Origin of the sequence: Streptomyces pimonensis, assembly GCF_041380215.1 — a bacterium.
Taxonomy (GTDB): Bacteria; Actinomycetota; Actinomycetes; order Streptomycetales; family Streptomycetaceae; genus Streptomyces; species Streptomyces pimonensis.
On the sequence record NZ_JAHWZY010000027.1, the window covers coordinates 37,245 to 50,883 of the forward strand.

The 13,639-nt window shown below is 72.1% G+C and carries 13 protein-coding genes; 9 read left to right on the forward strand and 4 right to left on the reverse strand.

Features of this window, described 5'->3' with window-relative positions:
* The first annotated feature begins 6 nt into the window (after window positions 1-6).
* On the forward strand, window positions 7-1,179 hold the full coding sequence (gene hutI, locus KYY02_RS23875) for an imidazolonepropionase (RefSeq protein WP_371241140.1): 1,173 nt from the start codon (window positions 7-9) through the stop codon (window positions 1,177-1,179).
* A 78-nt stretch (window positions 1,180-1,257) separates the two neighbouring features.
* On the opposite strand, the gene KYY02_RS23880 is transcribed toward hutI, so the two are convergent.
* Window positions 1,258-2,184 carry an RNA polymerase sigma factor SigF gene (locus KYY02_RS23880; protein WP_371241142.1) on the reverse strand — a complete coding sequence of 309 codons (927 nt, stop codon included), beginning with the start codon at window positions 2,182-2,184 and terminating at the stop codon, window positions 1,258-1,260.
* A 239-nt stretch (window positions 2,185-2,423) separates the two neighbouring features.
* On the opposite strand from KYY02_RS23880, the gene KYY02_RS23885 reads away from it, so the two are divergent.
* Window positions 2,424-2,801: an STAS domain-containing protein gene (locus KYY02_RS23885; RefSeq protein ID WP_371241144.1), complete on the forward strand. Its 378-nt coding sequence runs from the start codon at window positions 2,424-2,426 to the stop codon at window positions 2,799-2,801.
* Window positions 2,802-3,043: 242 nt separating this feature from the next.
* Complete coding sequence (locus tag KYY02_RS23890; RefSeq protein WP_371241146.1) at window positions 3,044-3,607, forward strand: ATP-binding protein; 564 nt, start codon at window positions 3,044-3,046, stop codon at window positions 3,605-3,607.
* A 521-nt stretch (window positions 3,608-4,128) separates the two neighbouring features.
* Here KYY02_RS23890 and KYY02_RS23895 read toward each other — a convergent pair.
* Window positions 4,129-5,625: an oligopeptide:H+ symporter gene (locus tag KYY02_RS23895; protein WP_371241148.1), complete on the reverse strand. Its 1,497-nt coding sequence runs from the start codon at window positions 5,623-5,625 to the stop codon at window positions 4,129-4,131.
* Between the two features lie 513 nt (window positions 5,626-6,138).
* Here KYY02_RS23895 and KYY02_RS23900 point away from each other — a divergent pair.
* Both KYY02_RS23900 and KYY02_RS23905 read left to right on the forward strand, forming a co-directional pair.
* A complete protein-coding gene (locus KYY02_RS23900; RefSeq protein ID WP_371241150.1) occupies window positions 6,139-6,816 on the forward strand; it encodes a response regulator transcription factor in 678 nt (225 codons plus the stop codon).
* A 34-nt stretch (window positions 6,817-6,850) separates the two neighbouring features.
* Window positions 6,851-8,125: a sensor histidine kinase gene (locus tag KYY02_RS23905; RefSeq protein ID WP_371241152.1), complete on the forward strand. Its 1,275-nt coding sequence runs from the start codon at window positions 6,851-6,853 to the stop codon at window positions 8,123-8,125.
* A gap of 3 nt (window positions 8,126-8,128) precedes the next feature.
* Here KYY02_RS23905 and KYY02_RS23910 read toward each other — a convergent pair whose 3' ends face one another.
* Window positions 8,129-8,668 (reverse strand): GtrA family protein, encoded by a 540-nt coding sequence (locus KYY02_RS23910; RefSeq protein ID WP_371241154.1) that lies wholly within the window; start codon window positions 8,666-8,668, stop codon window positions 8,129-8,131.
* 153 nt (window positions 8,669-8,821) lie between these two features.
* Between KYY02_RS23910 and KYY02_RS23915 the strand changes: the two genes are divergently transcribed.
* From KYY02_RS23915 to KYY02_RS23930, 4 genes are all read left to right on the forward strand, one after another.
* Window positions 8,822-9,961: a 5-(carboxyamino)imidazole ribonucleotide synthase gene (locus KYY02_RS23915; protein ID WP_371241156.1), complete on the forward strand. Its 1,140-nt coding sequence runs from the start codon at window positions 8,822-8,824 to the stop codon at window positions 9,959-9,961.
* The gene (gene purE, locus KYY02_RS23920) at window positions 9,958-10,536 is read left to right on the forward strand and encodes a 5-(carboxyamino)imidazole ribonucleotide mutase (protein ID WP_371241157.1); all 579 of its coding nucleotides are present in this window, start codon (window positions 9,958-9,960) and stop codon (window positions 10,534-10,536) included. The genes KYY02_RS23915 and purE overlap by 4 nt, the downstream gene beginning before the upstream one ends.
* 14 nt (window positions 10,537-10,550) lie before the next feature.
* A complete protein-coding gene (locus tag KYY02_RS23925) occupies window positions 10,551-11,729 on the forward strand; it encodes a dipeptidase (protein WP_371241158.1) in 1,179 nt (392 codons plus the stop codon).
* A 98-nt stretch (window positions 11,730-11,827) separates the two neighbouring features.
* A complete protein-coding gene (locus tag KYY02_RS23930; RefSeq protein ID WP_371241159.1) occupies window positions 11,828-12,979 on the forward strand; it encodes a dipeptidase in 1,152 nt (383 codons plus the stop codon).
* 265 nt (window positions 12,980-13,244) lie between these two features.
* Here the strand turns inward: KYY02_RS23930 and KYY02_RS23935 are convergent, their stop codons facing one another.
* A complete protein-coding gene (locus tag KYY02_RS23935; RefSeq protein WP_371241161.1) occupies window positions 13,245-13,637 on the reverse strand; it encodes a VOC family protein in 393 nt (130 codons plus the stop codon).
* Between the last annotated feature and the right edge of the window lie 2 nt (window positions 13,638-13,639).

A 13,639-nucleotide genomic window follows, 5' to 3' on the forward strand; every position in this document is an offset into this window, starting at 1 on the left:
GACGCCATGAGCAGCACCGTCATCAGCAACATCGCCACGCTGGTCACCAACGACCCCTCCCCGGACGGCTCGTCCCCCCTCGGTCCGGTCCGGGACGCGGCCGTCGTCATCGAGGACGACCGCGTCGTGTGGACCGGTGAATCAAGCAAAGCACCCGCCACCGACAACCGGGTCGACGCCGGGGGCCGGGCGGTCCTGCCGGGCTTCGTCGACTCCCACTCCCACCTGGTCTTCGCCGGTGACCGCACCGAGGAGTTCAACGCCCGGATGTCCGGCCGCGCCTACAGCGCCGGCGGCATCCGTACGACCGTCGCCGCCACCCGGGCCGCCGACGACGCGGATCTGGAGGCGAACCTCGTCCGTCTCCTCGACGAGGCGCTCCGCCAGGGCACCACGACCTTCGAGACCAAGTCCGGCTACGGCCTGACCGTCGAGGACGAGGCCCGTGCCCTGCGCCTGGCCGCCCGCCACACCGACGAGGTCACCTACCTCGGCGCCCACGTCGTCGCGCCCGAGTACGCCGAGGACCCGGCCGGATACGTGGCCCTGGTCACCGGCGAGATGCTGGACGCCTGCGCACCGCACGCCCGCTGGATCGACGTCTTCTGCGAGAAGGGCGCCTTCGACGGCGACCAGGCCCGCGCGATCCTCACCGCCGGGAAGGCGAGGGGCCTGCACCCGCGCGTCCACGCCAACCAGCTGTCGTACGGTCCCGGCGTCCGGCTCGCCGTCGAACTCGACGCGGCCAGCGCCGACCACTGCACCCACCTCACCGAGGCCGACGTGGACGCCCTCGCCGACGGGAACACCGTCGCCACCCTGCTCCCCGGCGCCGAGTTCTCCACCCGTGCCGAGTGGCCGGACGCCCGCCGGCTGCTGGACGCGGGCGTCACCGTCGCGCTGTCCACCGACTGCAACCCCGGCTCGTCCTTCACGTCCTCCGTGCCCTTCTGCATCGCGCTCGCCGTGCGCGAGATGGGCATGACGCCGGACGAGGCCGTCTGGGCGGCCACCGCGGGCGGCGCCGCGGCCCTGCGCCGTGACGACATCGGCCGGCTGGCCCCGGGCGCGTACGCCGACCTCACCCTCCTCGACGCCCCGAGCCACGTCCACCTCGCCTACCGGCCCGGTGTCCCGCTGGTCGCGGGGGTGTGGCGGCGGGGCGTACGCAGGGTGTGAGCGGCCCGGCGCTCCCGGACGCGGCGAAGGGGGCCCGGCCGCGGTCCGCCCCGGAGGGCGGACGTCACCCGGTGAGGGTCACTCCTCGACCGTGAGCCCCCTGCGCAGCTTCACCAGCGTCCGCGACAGCAGCCGGGAGACGTGCATCTGGGAGATGCCCAGTTCCTCGCCGATCTCGGACTGGGTCATGCCCGCGACGAAGCGCAGGGAGAGGATCTTCCGGTCCCGCGGCGGCAGTTCGGCGATCAGCGGCTTCAACGACTCGACGTACTCGATGCCTTCGAGCCCGTGGTCCTCGTAGCCGATCCGGTCCGCCAGGGCGCCTTCGGTGTCGTCCTCCTCCGGCTGGGCGTCCAGTGAGGAGGCGGTGTAGGCGTTCGACGCCGCCATGCCCTCGATGACCTCTTCGGTGGTGATGCCCAGACGCCCGGCCAGTTCGGCCACCGTCGGCGCCCGGTCCAGCTGCTGGGCCAGCTCGTCGCCGGCCTTGGCCAGGTCGAGTCGGAGCTCCTGCAGCCGGCGCGGTACGCGCACGGACCACGAGGTGTCACGGAAGAAGCGCTTGACCTCGCCGATGATGGTGGGCATCGCGAAAGTGGGGAACTCCACACCGCGCGACGGTTCGAAGCGGTCGATCGCCTTGATCAGGCCGATGGTGCCGACCTGGATGATGTCCTCCATCGGCTCGCTGCGCGAGCGGAAACGGGAGGCGGCGAACTTGACCAGGGCGAGGTTCAGCTCGACCAACGTGTTGCGTACGTACGAGTATTCCTCGGTGCCCTCCTGCAGCGACTCCAGGCGCTCGAAGAGGGTCTTGGAGAGGGCTCGGGCGTCGACCGGGCCCACCTCGTCGTACGGGGGGATCTCCGGGAGCCCGGCGAGTAGGTCGTCCGGGACGACACCCGGGTCGTCCTGTTCGATGGGATCCAGATGTTCCGGAGGGAGTGTCGACGTCGCTTTCGGGGTATGCGATGCGTCGAGCCGGGGTGACATGATGTCCTCCATCGTTCTCGGCATATGGCTGCCGAAGCCGATACGTGCACTGCGGTGTGCGGCGCCTCCAAAGCCGGCCGTGTCGGTTGCGTGTTCTTACTAGCCCTACCCGCTTTCCCGAACCGATCGCAAGTGCAGTCTGTTCGCATATGTCCGTTTGTGCGCGATTGTTCGGCTGTCGGAGTGTGGCCATAAGGCGTAATGTTCGAGGACGTCAGTAGGCAGCCACGACGTCGGGAGAGAGAGACGGCATGGACCGCGGGACGGTCGGCAGCGCACAGTCTGGCCGGCTTCTGGTCGAGGTGCGAGAAGAGGGCCCCAGTGCCGTCGTGACTCCGGCGGGTGAGTTGGATCACCACACCGCCGATCTGTTGCGGGAGCCACTGGAGGACTGCCTCGCCAAGGGAATGAAGCGGCTCGTCATCGACTGCTCCCGGTTGGAGTTCTGTGACTCCACCGGGCTGAACGTGCTGCTCGGTGCCCGGCTGAAGGCCGAGGCGGCCGGCGGCGGTGTCCATCTCGTGGGGATGCAGCCCGTCGTCGCGCGCGTCTTCGAAATCACGGGAGCGGACGCGGTGTTCGCCGTCCACGACACTCTCGAGGCGGCGCTGGCCGACGATTCCGCGTGACGCGCGCGGGCAGGTCGGACCGGGCTTTCGCGCCGCCCTCGCTGCCGGGGGGCGGTCTTCGTCGCGCCTTTTCGCGCGGATGCGGGGGTGTCCCCTCGGTCCGCCCGGGCAGGAGACACCCTGAACGCGTCGGACACGGTGGTCGCGAGGGCGCCGGGAACCGGACGAGTCGTCCGTGCGTGACCGATCTAGTACGGCAACTTTTGAATCGTGAACTGGTGACACGGTGAGGTGAAGCGCTGATGAGCACCACCCGGCCCTACTCGCCGGGCGACCGCGGTCCGGAGCCCAGCGGCGCTTCCGGGACGCCCGGGGGCGGCGCGCCGACGGAGAGCGCACCCGACGGGGGCGTCGCCGTGCCCACCGCACCGGCGGGGTCGTCCGGTCCGTCGGGCGGCGGCCAGGTCTACCGGCTGAGTTTCGACGACCAGAGCGGCGTCGTACCGCTCGCCCGTGACTTCACCCGCCAGGCGCTGTACGCGTGGGGCTGGCTGCCCGCCGCCGGCGCCGATCAGCGGGCCGCCGCCGAGGACGTCCTGCTCGTCGTCTCCGAACTGGTCACCAACGCCTGCCTGCACGCGGAGGGGCCGGACCATCTGGCCGTCACCTGCGACAAGAAGGTGATCCGGATCGAGGTCACTGACCGGGGCACGGGCCAGCCGGCCCCGCGCACCCCGCACCGGGCGGGCCGCCCGGGCGGCCACGGCATGTTCATCGTGCAGCGGCTCTGCCTGGACTGGGGAGTCGTCCGGGCCGCGGACGTCGCGGGCAAGACGGTCTGGGCGGAACTCGGGGCGCCCGCGTAGTTCCGGCCCGCAGCGCCCGGAGCCCTGCGTCGCTCCGGGCCCGGAGGGTTGCGCCCCGCCCCCCTTCCCGGTCCCGTCCCCGGAGGGCGCTGCCCCGGCCCCCTGCTCCCACACACCGAAGACGCTGGAACGCAGCCCTCCGGGGGAGTGCGGCGAGGTCTGGCGCGGGGCCCCGGGCCGGCCTCGGACAGGTATCGCGACGGCACGGAAAGGCGGCTCCACCGCGTTGATTCGGTGGAGCCGCCTCGTTCCTGCCGGACGCGGTACGTCCGTGGCGCCGGCGTCTCCCGGCCCGCCGGTCGATCCCGGCGATCCGGCACGCTTCCGTGTGGCTCACGCCCTGCCGCGTGAGTGGAAGTGCGCCTTCCGCTCACGCACGGGCTTCCCACGTCCCCGTGGCTGCCGGTCCTCACGGATCCCGAAGTCCATGCCGCCCCTCGGGCCCGGGTGCCGCGACAACCACTGGAACCCGAGCCGGAGGCGGGGCCCTCCGTCCGTTCGGCTCCCCTTCGGGGCGCCGTTCAGCGCACGTCGCCCATGAGGGCCTTGACCTTGTTGCGGTACATCCACACCGCGATACCGGCGACCACCGCGAGGCTCGCCTCCATCGCGACGATGCCCGGCCTGTTCAGGTCGACACCGGCGATGGAGAGCAGACCGGTCGTGGCGTCACCGGCGGTGACGGCCAGGAACCAGACGCCCATCATCTGCGAGGCGTACTTCGCGGGCGCCATCTTCGTGGTGACCGACAGGCCGACCGGGGAGAGCAGCAGCTCACCGACGGTCTGCGTGAAGTAGATCGCCACCAGCCACAGCGCCGCCGCCTTGTGGCCGCCCTCGGCGATCGACAGCGGGGCCAGGAAGAGGAAGAAGGAGGCGCCGACCAGCACCAGGCCGGAGGAGAACTTCACGATCGTGCTCGGCTCCTTGCCGCGCCGGTTCAGCGCCAGCCAGAACCAGGCGAAGACCGGGGCCAGCGCCATGATCAGGACCGGGTTGACCGACTGGTACCAGGAGACCGGGAACTCCCAGCCGAGGACGGTGTTGTCGGCCGACGCGTTGGCGAAGATCGACAGCGTCGAGCCGCCCTGGTCGTAGATCATCCAGAACACGGCCGCGGCGACGAAGAACCAGATGTACGCGGACATCTTCGACTGCTCGGCGCGGTCGAGCTCCTTGTCGCGCTTGATGCGGACCAGCACCATCACCGGGATGATCACACCGAGCAGCGTCAGCGGGACCAGGACCCAGTTCAGCGTGTAGTGGCCGGAGAGGCCGAGGGCGGCGTAGGCGACGACGGCGATGCCCGCCCAGAGGGCGGCCTTGCGCAGGGTGGAGGACTTCTCCGCGGCCGACAGGGGCTTCGGGACGACGCTGGAGTGCGCGTCCAGGTGACGGCTGCCCAGCAGGAACTGGACCAGGCCCAGGCCCATGCCCAGCGCGGCGAGCGCGAAGCCCAGGTGCCAGTCGACGCTCTCGCCGATGGTGCCGATGATCAACGGCGCGGCGAAGGCACCCAGGTTGATGCCCATGTAGAAGACGGTGAAGCCGCCGTCCCGGCGCGGGTCGTCCGGTCCCTTGTAGAGGTGACCGACCATGGTGGAGATGTTGGCCTTGAGCAGACCGGAGCCGATGGCGACCAGACCGAGACCCGCGTAGAAGGTGCCGGAGGACGGCAGGGCCAGCGTCAGGTGGCCCAGCATGATGACGGCGCCGGCGACGGCGACGGTCCTGCGGGGACCCCAGACACGGTCGCCGAACCAGCCGCCGGGCATGGCGAGCAGGTACACCAGCGACACGTACACCGAGTAGATCGCCGTCGCGGCGCCGGCGCTCAGGGCCAGGCCGCCCGGGGCGACGAGGTACAGCGGGAGCAGAGCCCTCATGCCGTAGTAGGAGAAACGCTCCCACATCTCGGTCATGAAGAGAGTGGCCAGTCCGCGGGGGTGGCCGAAGAAGGTCTTCTCGGAGCCGGGGGTGCCCGGAGTGGCCGAGTCCTTCGTCAGGCTGGACGCCATGGTCGATCCTTGCTGGTCGGGACGCGTCGCGCGAGCGTGTACGCGCCCGGTGGGGGGGCGGCCGGCACCGGCGGGGCCGTACCGTCCACCCCACGCCCCGGGGAGGCCGTTCCGGGTTGCGGAACGGCGGACGGCGACCACCGGGATCCACGCCTCTACGCGCGTCAGTGCGCGGTGAGGCCCGGCCACAGGTCATTCCTTCCGGGGCCGGCGGAGAAGCCGGCCCGCACACAAAAGAGACCCTCGGCGACGACTGCGCCAAAGGCCCCCGTGGTGCAACAGGCGTTGATTCACCATACGGCAGGACAGCGCCGGATATGGAAGGACTTGAGACACGGATCACAGGTTTCACTGCAACCGCGAGCCCCCATTCGAAGGTCTCTCCCAGGTTCGCACCCCACAGCCGCAGGAGCGAACCGGGAGCACCGCAGGCGAGGAACGGGTGTGCCGGAGGGAGCAGCCGACACCGCGATCACCCCCCGGGCCCCGCGGCGGCGGGACTACCATCACTGCATGACCCGTGTACTGCTCGCCGAGGACGACGCGTCCATCTCGGAGCCGCTGGCCCGCGCCCTGCGCCGGGAGGGATACGAAGTCGAGGTGCGTGAGGACGGACCCGCAGCGCTCGAAGCCGGCATGCGGGGCGGCGTGGACCTGGTGGTGCTGGACCTCGGACTGCCCGGCATGGACGGTCTGGAGGTCGCCCGCCGGCTCCGCTCCGGGGGGCACACGGTCCCCCTGCTGATCCTGACCGCGCGCGCCGACGAGGTGGACACGGTCGTCGGTCTGGACGCGGGCGCCGACGACTACGTCACCAAGCCGTTCCGGCTCGCCGAGCTGCTGGCCCGGGTCCGGGCCCTGCTGCGGCGCGGTTCCGCCGAGCCCCAGCAGCCGCCCGCCACCCACGGGGTGCGCATCGACGTCGAGTCGCACCGGGCGTGGATGGGCGACGAGGAGCTCCAGCTCACCGCGAAGGAGTTCGACCTGCTGCGGGTCCTGGTGCGGGACGCGGGCCGGGTCGTCACCCGTGACCAGCTGATGCGCGAGGTCTGGGACACCACCTGGTGGTCCTCCACCAAGACCCTCGACATGCACATCTCCTGGCTGCGCAAGAAGCTGGGCGACGACGCGGCCAACCCCCGCTACATCGCGACCGTGCGCGGTGTGGGCTTCCGGTTCGAGAAGAGCTGAACCCCGTCGGGGTCCAGCAAGTGGGTAAGAGGACATGCGCCGCCGTCTGATCCAGTCCACGCTCGCCGTGGTGCTCGTCGTGATCGCCGTCTTCGGCGTCTCCCTGGTGATCGTCGAGACCCGCACCATCAGCGAGAGCGCCAGGGAGCGGGTGGAGTCCGAGGCGGTGCGGCTGGCCAGCATCGTCGACAGCCGGCTGATCGTCGAGGACCAGGTCACCGCCGAGATCCTCAGCAACCAGGTCACCGAGGACCGGTACGCCGTCATCCGGATCCCCGGCAAGCCGCCCATCGAGGTCGGCACCAGGCCGGCCGGCGACGTCATCAGCGGCTCGGCGCCCGGCGAGGCGGGCGAGACGGTCACCGTCCAGGAGCCGCGCTCCTCGGTGACCCGGGAGGTCGGCCGTACGCTGCTGATCATCGGCCTGGTGGCGCTGCTCGCGGTGATCGCGGCGGTGCTGCTGGCGGTACGCCAGGCCAACCGGCTCGCCTCCCCGCTGACCGACCTCGCGGAGACCGCCGAGCGCCTCGGGTCCGGCGACCCGCGCCCCCGCCACCGCCGCTACGGCGTTCCCGAGCTGGACCGGGTCGCGGACGTGCTGGACCGCTCCGCCGAGCGCATCGCCCGCATGCTGACCGCGGAGCGGCGGCTGGCCGCCGACGCCTCCCACCAGCTGCGCACGCCCCTGACCGCCCTGTCCATGCGCCTCGAGGAGATCACCCTCACCGACGACCCGGAGACGGTGAAGGAGGAGGCGACGATCGCGCTGGCGCAGGTGGAGCGGCTGACGGACGTGGTGGAGCGGCTGCTGACCAACTCCCGCGACCCGCGCACCGGCTCCGCGGTCACCTTCGACCTCGACGAGGTGATCCAGCAGCAGCTCGCCGAGTGGCGTCCCGCCTACCGCAGCGCGGGCCGCGCGATCGTCACCTCCGGCAAGCGGGAGCTGCGGGCGGTGGGCACGCCGGGCGCGGTCGCCCAGGTGCTGGCGGCGCTGATCGAGAACTCGCTGATGCACGGGGGCGGCACGGTCGCCCTGCGCACCCGGGTCACCGGCAACCAGGTGGTCGTCGAGGTCACCGACGAGGGCCCGGGCGTCCCCGCCGAGCTGGGCTCGCGGATCTTCGAACGGGCGATCAGCGGCCACAACTCCACCGGCATCGGCCTCGCCGTCGCCCGCGACCTGGCCGAGGCGGACGGCGGCCGGCTGGAGATGCTCCAGGCCAGCCCGGCCGTCTTCGGCCTGTTCCTCTCCCGCACGCCGCCGCAGAGGTCCCCGGACGACGAGTACCGCCGGACGGTGCGCTGACGGCTACGGCACGCGCTGCGTCGCGCGGGAGCCCGCGGGGCGCGCGCCCCGCGCCACCGGCTCCCGGACCGGCAGCGCGCGGAACACCCAGGTGCGGTACGACCAGAAGCGGAACAGGGTCGCCACGGCGATGCCGAAGAACTTGAAGATGTTGCTCTGCAGCGGGGTGTCCCAGCCGAAGCCGTACGTCGCCGTGTACAGCACGCCGTTCTCGATCACCAGGCCGACCGCGCTGAACAGCAGGAACAGCGACATCTCCCGGGTGCGCCCGGACCTGTCGCGGTCCCGGTAGGCGAAGTAGCGGAAGCCGACGTAGTTGAAGACGATCGCGACGACGGTCGCTATGACGCTCGCCCGCACCACCTGGAGGTCCGTCGCCTGCCGGACCAGGTTGAACACGAGGAGGTTGACCAGCAGGCCGGCTCCGCCGACCGCGCCGAACTTCGCCACCTCACGGACGAACCGGTCGATCCGCTCCCGCACGCCGCCGCGCGGAGACGGTGCCGGGGCCGTGGTCGGAGGCCCTGAGGAACCGCGTCCCATGGTCGTACTGGCCCCCGTCCATCGGTCGGCGTCAATCAGACCATGCTAACCACCTGTGTCCGCGATCTTCCTGCGGGCGATGATCCCGGCCGTGGACCGTCCGGGGGGAGGCCGGTAAACCGGCCACGGTGGCTCGGCCGATACCCTGGGGGCGTGACGTTCCCGGTAGTCGGCATGGTCGGCGGTGGCCAGCTCGCTCGTATGACACACGAGGCGGGCATCCCGCTCGGCATCAGGTTCAAGCTCCTCAGTGACACTCCGCAGGATTCCGCGGCGCAGGTCGTCGGCGATGTCGTCGTCGGCGACTACCGCGACCTGGAGACGCTGCGCGCGTTCGCGCGCGGCTGCGACGTGATCACCTTCGACCACGAGCACGTGCCCACCGAGCACCTCAGGGCCCTGGAGGCGGACGGCATCCCCGTCCGTCCGGGCCCCGACGCGCTGATGCACGCCCAGGACAAGGGCGTGATGCGCGCGAAGCTCGACGCGATCGGCGTGCCGTGCCCGCGGCACCGCATCGTCGCCGACCCCGAGGACGTGGCCGCGTTCGCGGCCGAGGGGGAGGGCTTCCCCGTCGTCCTCAAGACGGTCCGCGGCGGTTACGACGGCAAGGGCGTGTGGGTCGTCGACTCCGTCGAGGAGGCGGCCGAGCCGTTCAAGGCGGGTGTCGCCGTCCTCGCCGAGGAGAAGGTCGACTTCGTGCGCGAGCTGGCCGCCAACGTGGTCCGCTCCCCGCACGGACAGGCCGTCGCCTATCCCGTCGTCGAGTCGCAGCAGGTGAGAGGCGTCTGCGACACGGTGATCGCGCCCGCCCCCGGCCTCGACGAGGACCTCGCGCTGAGGGCCGAGGAGATGGCGCTGAACATCGCCGGGGAACTCGGCGTCGTCGGCCACCTCGCGGTCGAGCTGTTCCAGACCCGCGACGGCCGCATCCTCGTCAACGAGCTCGCGATGCGCCCGCACAACTCCGGACACTGGTCCATGGACGGCGCGATCACCTCGCAGTTCGCCAACCACGTCCGCGCCGTCCTCGACCTCCCGCTCGGCGACCCCCGCCCGCGCGCGAAGTGGACGGTCATGGTCAACGTCCTCGGCGGCGACTACCCGGACATGTACTCCGCGTACCTGCACTGCATGGCCCGCGACCCCCAGCTGAAGATCCACATGTACGGCAAGGACGTGAAGCCCGGCCGCAAGGTGGGCCACGTCAACACCTACGGCGACGACCTCGACGACGTGCTGGAGCGCGCCCGTCACGCAGCCGGCTACCTGAGAGGCACGATCACCGAATGAGCGCCCACCCGTCGCCCGGCCACCACCCCTCGACGAGCGCTGACGCGCGCCCCTCCCCCTCGGTCGGCATCGTCATGGGTTCGGACTCCGACTGGTCCGTCATGGAGGCGGCCGCCAAGGCCCTCGACGAGTTCGGGATCGCCTACGAGGTCGACGTCGTCTCCGCGCACCGCATGCCCCGCGAGATGATCGCGTACGGCGAGCAGGCCGCGGACCGGGGGCTGAAGGTGATCATCGCGGGCGCGGGCGGCGCCGCCCACCTGCCCGGCATGCTCGCCTCCGTCACCCCGCTGCCCGTCATCGGCGTGCCCGTGCCGCTGAAGTACCTCGACGGCATGGACTCCCTGCTGTCCATCGTGCAGATGCCGGCCGGTGTCCCGGTCGCCACCGTCTCGGTGGCCGGCGCCCGCAACGCGGGCCTGCTCGCGGCCCGTGTCCTCGCCGCCCACGACGGAGAACTCCTCGGCCGCATGCGGGAGTTCCAGCAGGAGCTGAACGACCAGGCCACCGAGAAGGGCAGGCGGCTGCGCGCCAGGGCCGAGGGCTCCGGCGGCGGCTTCGGCTTCGGCAAGTGAGCGGGGCGGGTGCCATGACGTCCCTCGACGAAGCCCGCGCGCTGCTGGCCGAGTTCCCCGTCGTCGACGGGCACAACGACCTGCCGTGGGCGCTGCGCGAACAGGTCCGCTACGACCTCGGCGCCCGCGACATCGCCGACGACCAGTCCGCCCACCTGCACACCGACATCCCCCGGCTGCGCGCGGGCGGGGTCGGTGCGCAGTTCTGGTCGGTGTACGTCCGCGCGGACCAGCCCGACCCGGTGCCGGCCACGCTGGAACAGATCGACTGCGTACGGCAGTTGCTGGCCCGTCACCCGCGGGAGCTGGCGCCCGCGCTGACCGCCGCCGACATGGAGGCCGCGCGCGGCCAGGGCCGTATCGCCTCCCTCATGGGGGCGGAGGGCGGCCACTCCATCGCCGGCTCCCTCGGCACGCTGCGCGGGTTGTACGACCTCGGCGTCCGCTACCTGACCCTCACCCACAACTTCAACGTGGCGTGGGCGGACTCGGCGACCGACGAGCCCGGCGTGGGCGGCCTGTCGGCCTTCGGCCGCGAGGTGGTGCGGGAGATGAACCGGCTCGGCATGCTGGTCGACCTCTCCCACGTCGCCGCCACGACCATGCGGGACGCGCTGGACGCCACCTCCGCGCCGGTGATCTTCTCCCACTCCTCCGCCCGCGCGGTCTGCGACCACCCGCGCAACATCCCCGACGACGTCCTGGAGCGGCTGCCCGCCAACGGCGGTGTCGCGATGGTGACGTTCGTGCCGAAGTTTGTGCTCCAGGCGGCCGTCGACTGGACCGCCGCGGCCGACGAGAACATGCGCGCGCACGGCTTCCACCACCTCGACACCACCGCCGAGGGGATGAAGGTCCACCGGGCCTTCGAGGAGACCCACCCGCGCCCGGTCGCCACCGTGTCCACCGTGGCCGACCACCTCGACCACATGCGCGAGGTCGCCGGCGTCGACCACCTGGGCATCGGCGGCGACTACGACGGCACGGCCTTCACCCCCGACGGCCTCGGCGACGTCTCCTGCTACCCGAACCTGATCGCGGAGCTGCTGGACCGCGGCTGGTCCAGGGCGGACCTGGCCAAGCTCACCTGGAAGAACGCGGTGCGGGTCCTGGGCGCCGCGGAGGACGTGGCCCGGGGGCTCCAGGCCACGCGGGGACCGTCCCACGCGACACCGGAGGCGCTCGACGGCTGAGGACGGCCGTACCCCGAACGCCGCGTTCACCAGGAAGCCGGTGGGTGCTCCGTGCGACGGTGACCGTACTGCCGAGGTCACGACGTACGGAGCCCGTGATGGCCGATCTCCAGGACGACCTGTACCCCACCGCCGAGGTCGGCCGTATCGATACCGCCGAGGTCGGCCGTATCGACGAGCCGTGCCCCCAGGAGGCGGCCGTCGTCGAGCCGGAGACGTACGAGCCCGTCTCCGATCCGGATGCCGAGCCCCTGATCCGCGCCCGCGCCGTCCTCGCCGCCCACCCCGTCGCCGACGGCTACAGCGGACTGCCGTGGGCGCTGCGCCGGCTGCCCTGGTACGACCTCGACCTGGGGGAGAGCGCCGTCGACGCGGACGTGCCCCGGCTGCGCAAGGGGCGGGTCGGCGCGGTGTTCTGGTCGCTGGACCTGCCCGAGGCCGGCGACGGCGACCGGGCCGTCGGTGCCACCCTGGAGCAGCTGGACCTGGCGAAGGCGGTGGTCGCCGCCCACGACGAGGGCCTGTGTCCGGCCCACACCGCCGGAGAGGTCGCCGACGCCCGCAGCCGCGGCCGGGTCGCCGTCCTGTTCGGCCCCGCCGGTGCCGCCGCCCTCGGCGACTCGCTCGGCGTCCTGCGTTCGCTGCACACCCTCGGTCTGCGCGTGCTCACCCTGACCGGCGTCTCCTGGGCGGGCGCCGAGGGACTGACCCGGTTCGGCGAGGAGGCCGTCCGCGAGATGAACCGGATCGGCATGATCGTCGACCTCTCGTACGCCTCGGCCCCGACGATCCGCCGCGTCCTGACCGTCTCCAGGGCGCCCGTGCTGTTCAGCCGTTCCGCCGCCCGCGCCCTGCGTTCCCACCCGGCCAACCTCCCCGACGAGCTGCTCGCCGAGGCGGGGAGGGCCAAGGGCCTGTGCATGGTGCCACTGACCGCCGAGCAGTCCGGTCCGACCGTCCGAGACGTCGCGGACCACCTCGACCACGTCCGCACGGTCGCCGGACCGGAGTGCGTCGGCCTGTCCGGCACCTACGACACCGGCAGCGCCCACCCGCAGGAGCTCGCCGACACCTCCTGCTACCCGAGACTGATCGCCGAACTGCTGCGGCGCGGCTGGGACGAGTCCGAGGTGGCCCTGCTGACCTGGGGCAACGTCCAGCGGGTGCTGCGCGAGGCCCACTTCACCGCGCACGTGGCCCAGCAGCGCCGCCCTCCGTCGACGGCCACCATCGCCGACCTGGACGGTTAGGGCCTGGTCGGCGGACCGTGTCGGAGGGGAACGGCCGCGTCCTGCCGACGAGGTGAGCGGGGGGCCGGTGCGTGCGGCCGCAAGGCGGAGGAGGGAGCCGGCGCGACGGGACCCCCTCCCGCGCGGGCGAAGTCGGGCGGGGGAGCCGGTGGGTGACGGCGACGAGACCGGGGGTGCCGCCCACGCCCTTCAGGCAGCGCGGGAGCGCGTGCCGGGCCCCGCGTCCCCGGCGTGACCCGCCGGCCGGGTCCCCACCACGGGGCGGTCAGGGCTGTTCGATCCGGCAGAGGCAGAACGGGTGCCCCGCCGGATCGGCGTACACCCGGAAGCCCTTGCTCTCGTAGTCCTCCCGGTCCAGCACCCGGGCCCCCAGCGCCAGCACCTTCTCCTCGACCGCGTCGACCTCCTCCCAGGTCCCGCCGGCGTCGAAGTCGAAGTGGAACTGCTGGGAGTCGTGGTCGGCGCTCGGCCACTTCGGCGGGGTGTGCCCCGGCGCCCGCTGGAAGGCGAGCCGGGGTCCCGCGGGGACCTGCAGTACCACCCAGTCCGGGTCCTCCTCCACGGGCGTGCCGCCGCCGACGGCCGCGTAGAAGACGGCCAGTTCGCGCGGGTCGGGGCAGTCGAGAACGACGGAACGGAAACGGGCCACGGGGGCCATGG

Excerpts from the sequence above, each read along its gene's own strand:
- hutI (WP_371241140.1), top strand. The coding sequence starts at position 7 with ATGAGCAGCACCGTCATCAGCAACATCGCCACGCTGGTCACCAACGAC.
- KYY02_RS23880 (WP_371241142.1), bottom strand. The coding sequence starts at position 2,184 with ATGGAGGACATCATGTCACCCCGGCTCGACGCATCGCATACCCCGAAA.
- KYY02_RS23885 (WP_371241144.1), top strand. The coding sequence starts at position 2,424 with ATGGACCGCGGGACGGTCGGCAGCGCACAGTCTGGCCGGCTTCTGGTC.
- KYY02_RS23890 (WP_371241146.1), top strand. The coding sequence starts at position 3,044 with ATGAGCACCACCCGGCCCTACTCGCCGGGCGACCGCGGTCCGGAGCCC.
- KYY02_RS23895 (WP_371241148.1), bottom strand. The coding sequence starts at position 5,625 with ATGGCGTCCAGCCTGACGAAGGACTCGGCCACTCCGGGCACCCCCGGC.
- KYY02_RS23900 (WP_371241150.1), top strand. The coding sequence starts at position 6,139 with ATGACCCGTGTACTGCTCGCCGAGGACGACGCGTCCATCTCGGAGCCG.
- KYY02_RS23905 (WP_371241152.1), top strand. The coding sequence starts at position 6,851 with ATGCGCCGCCGTCTGATCCAGTCCACGCTCGCCGTGGTGCTCGTCGTG.
- KYY02_RS23910 (WP_371241154.1), bottom strand. The coding sequence starts at position 8,668 with ATGGGACGCGGTTCCTCAGGGCCTCCGACCACGGCCCCGGCACCGTCT.
- purE (WP_371241157.1), top strand. The coding sequence starts at position 9,958 with ATGAGCGCCCACCCGTCGCCCGGCCACCACCCCTCGACGAGCGCTGAC.
- KYY02_RS23925 (WP_371241158.1), top strand. The coding sequence starts at position 10,551 with ATGACGTCCCTCGACGAAGCCCGCGCGCTGCTGGCCGAGTTCCCCGTC.
- KYY02_RS23930 (WP_371241159.1), top strand. The coding sequence starts at position 11,828 with ATGGCCGATCTCCAGGACGACCTGTACCCCACCGCCGAGGTCGGCCGT.
- KYY02_RS23935 (WP_371241161.1), bottom strand. The coding sequence starts at position 13,637 with ATGGCCCCCGTGGCCCGTTTCCGTTCCGTCGTTCTCGACTGCCCCGAC.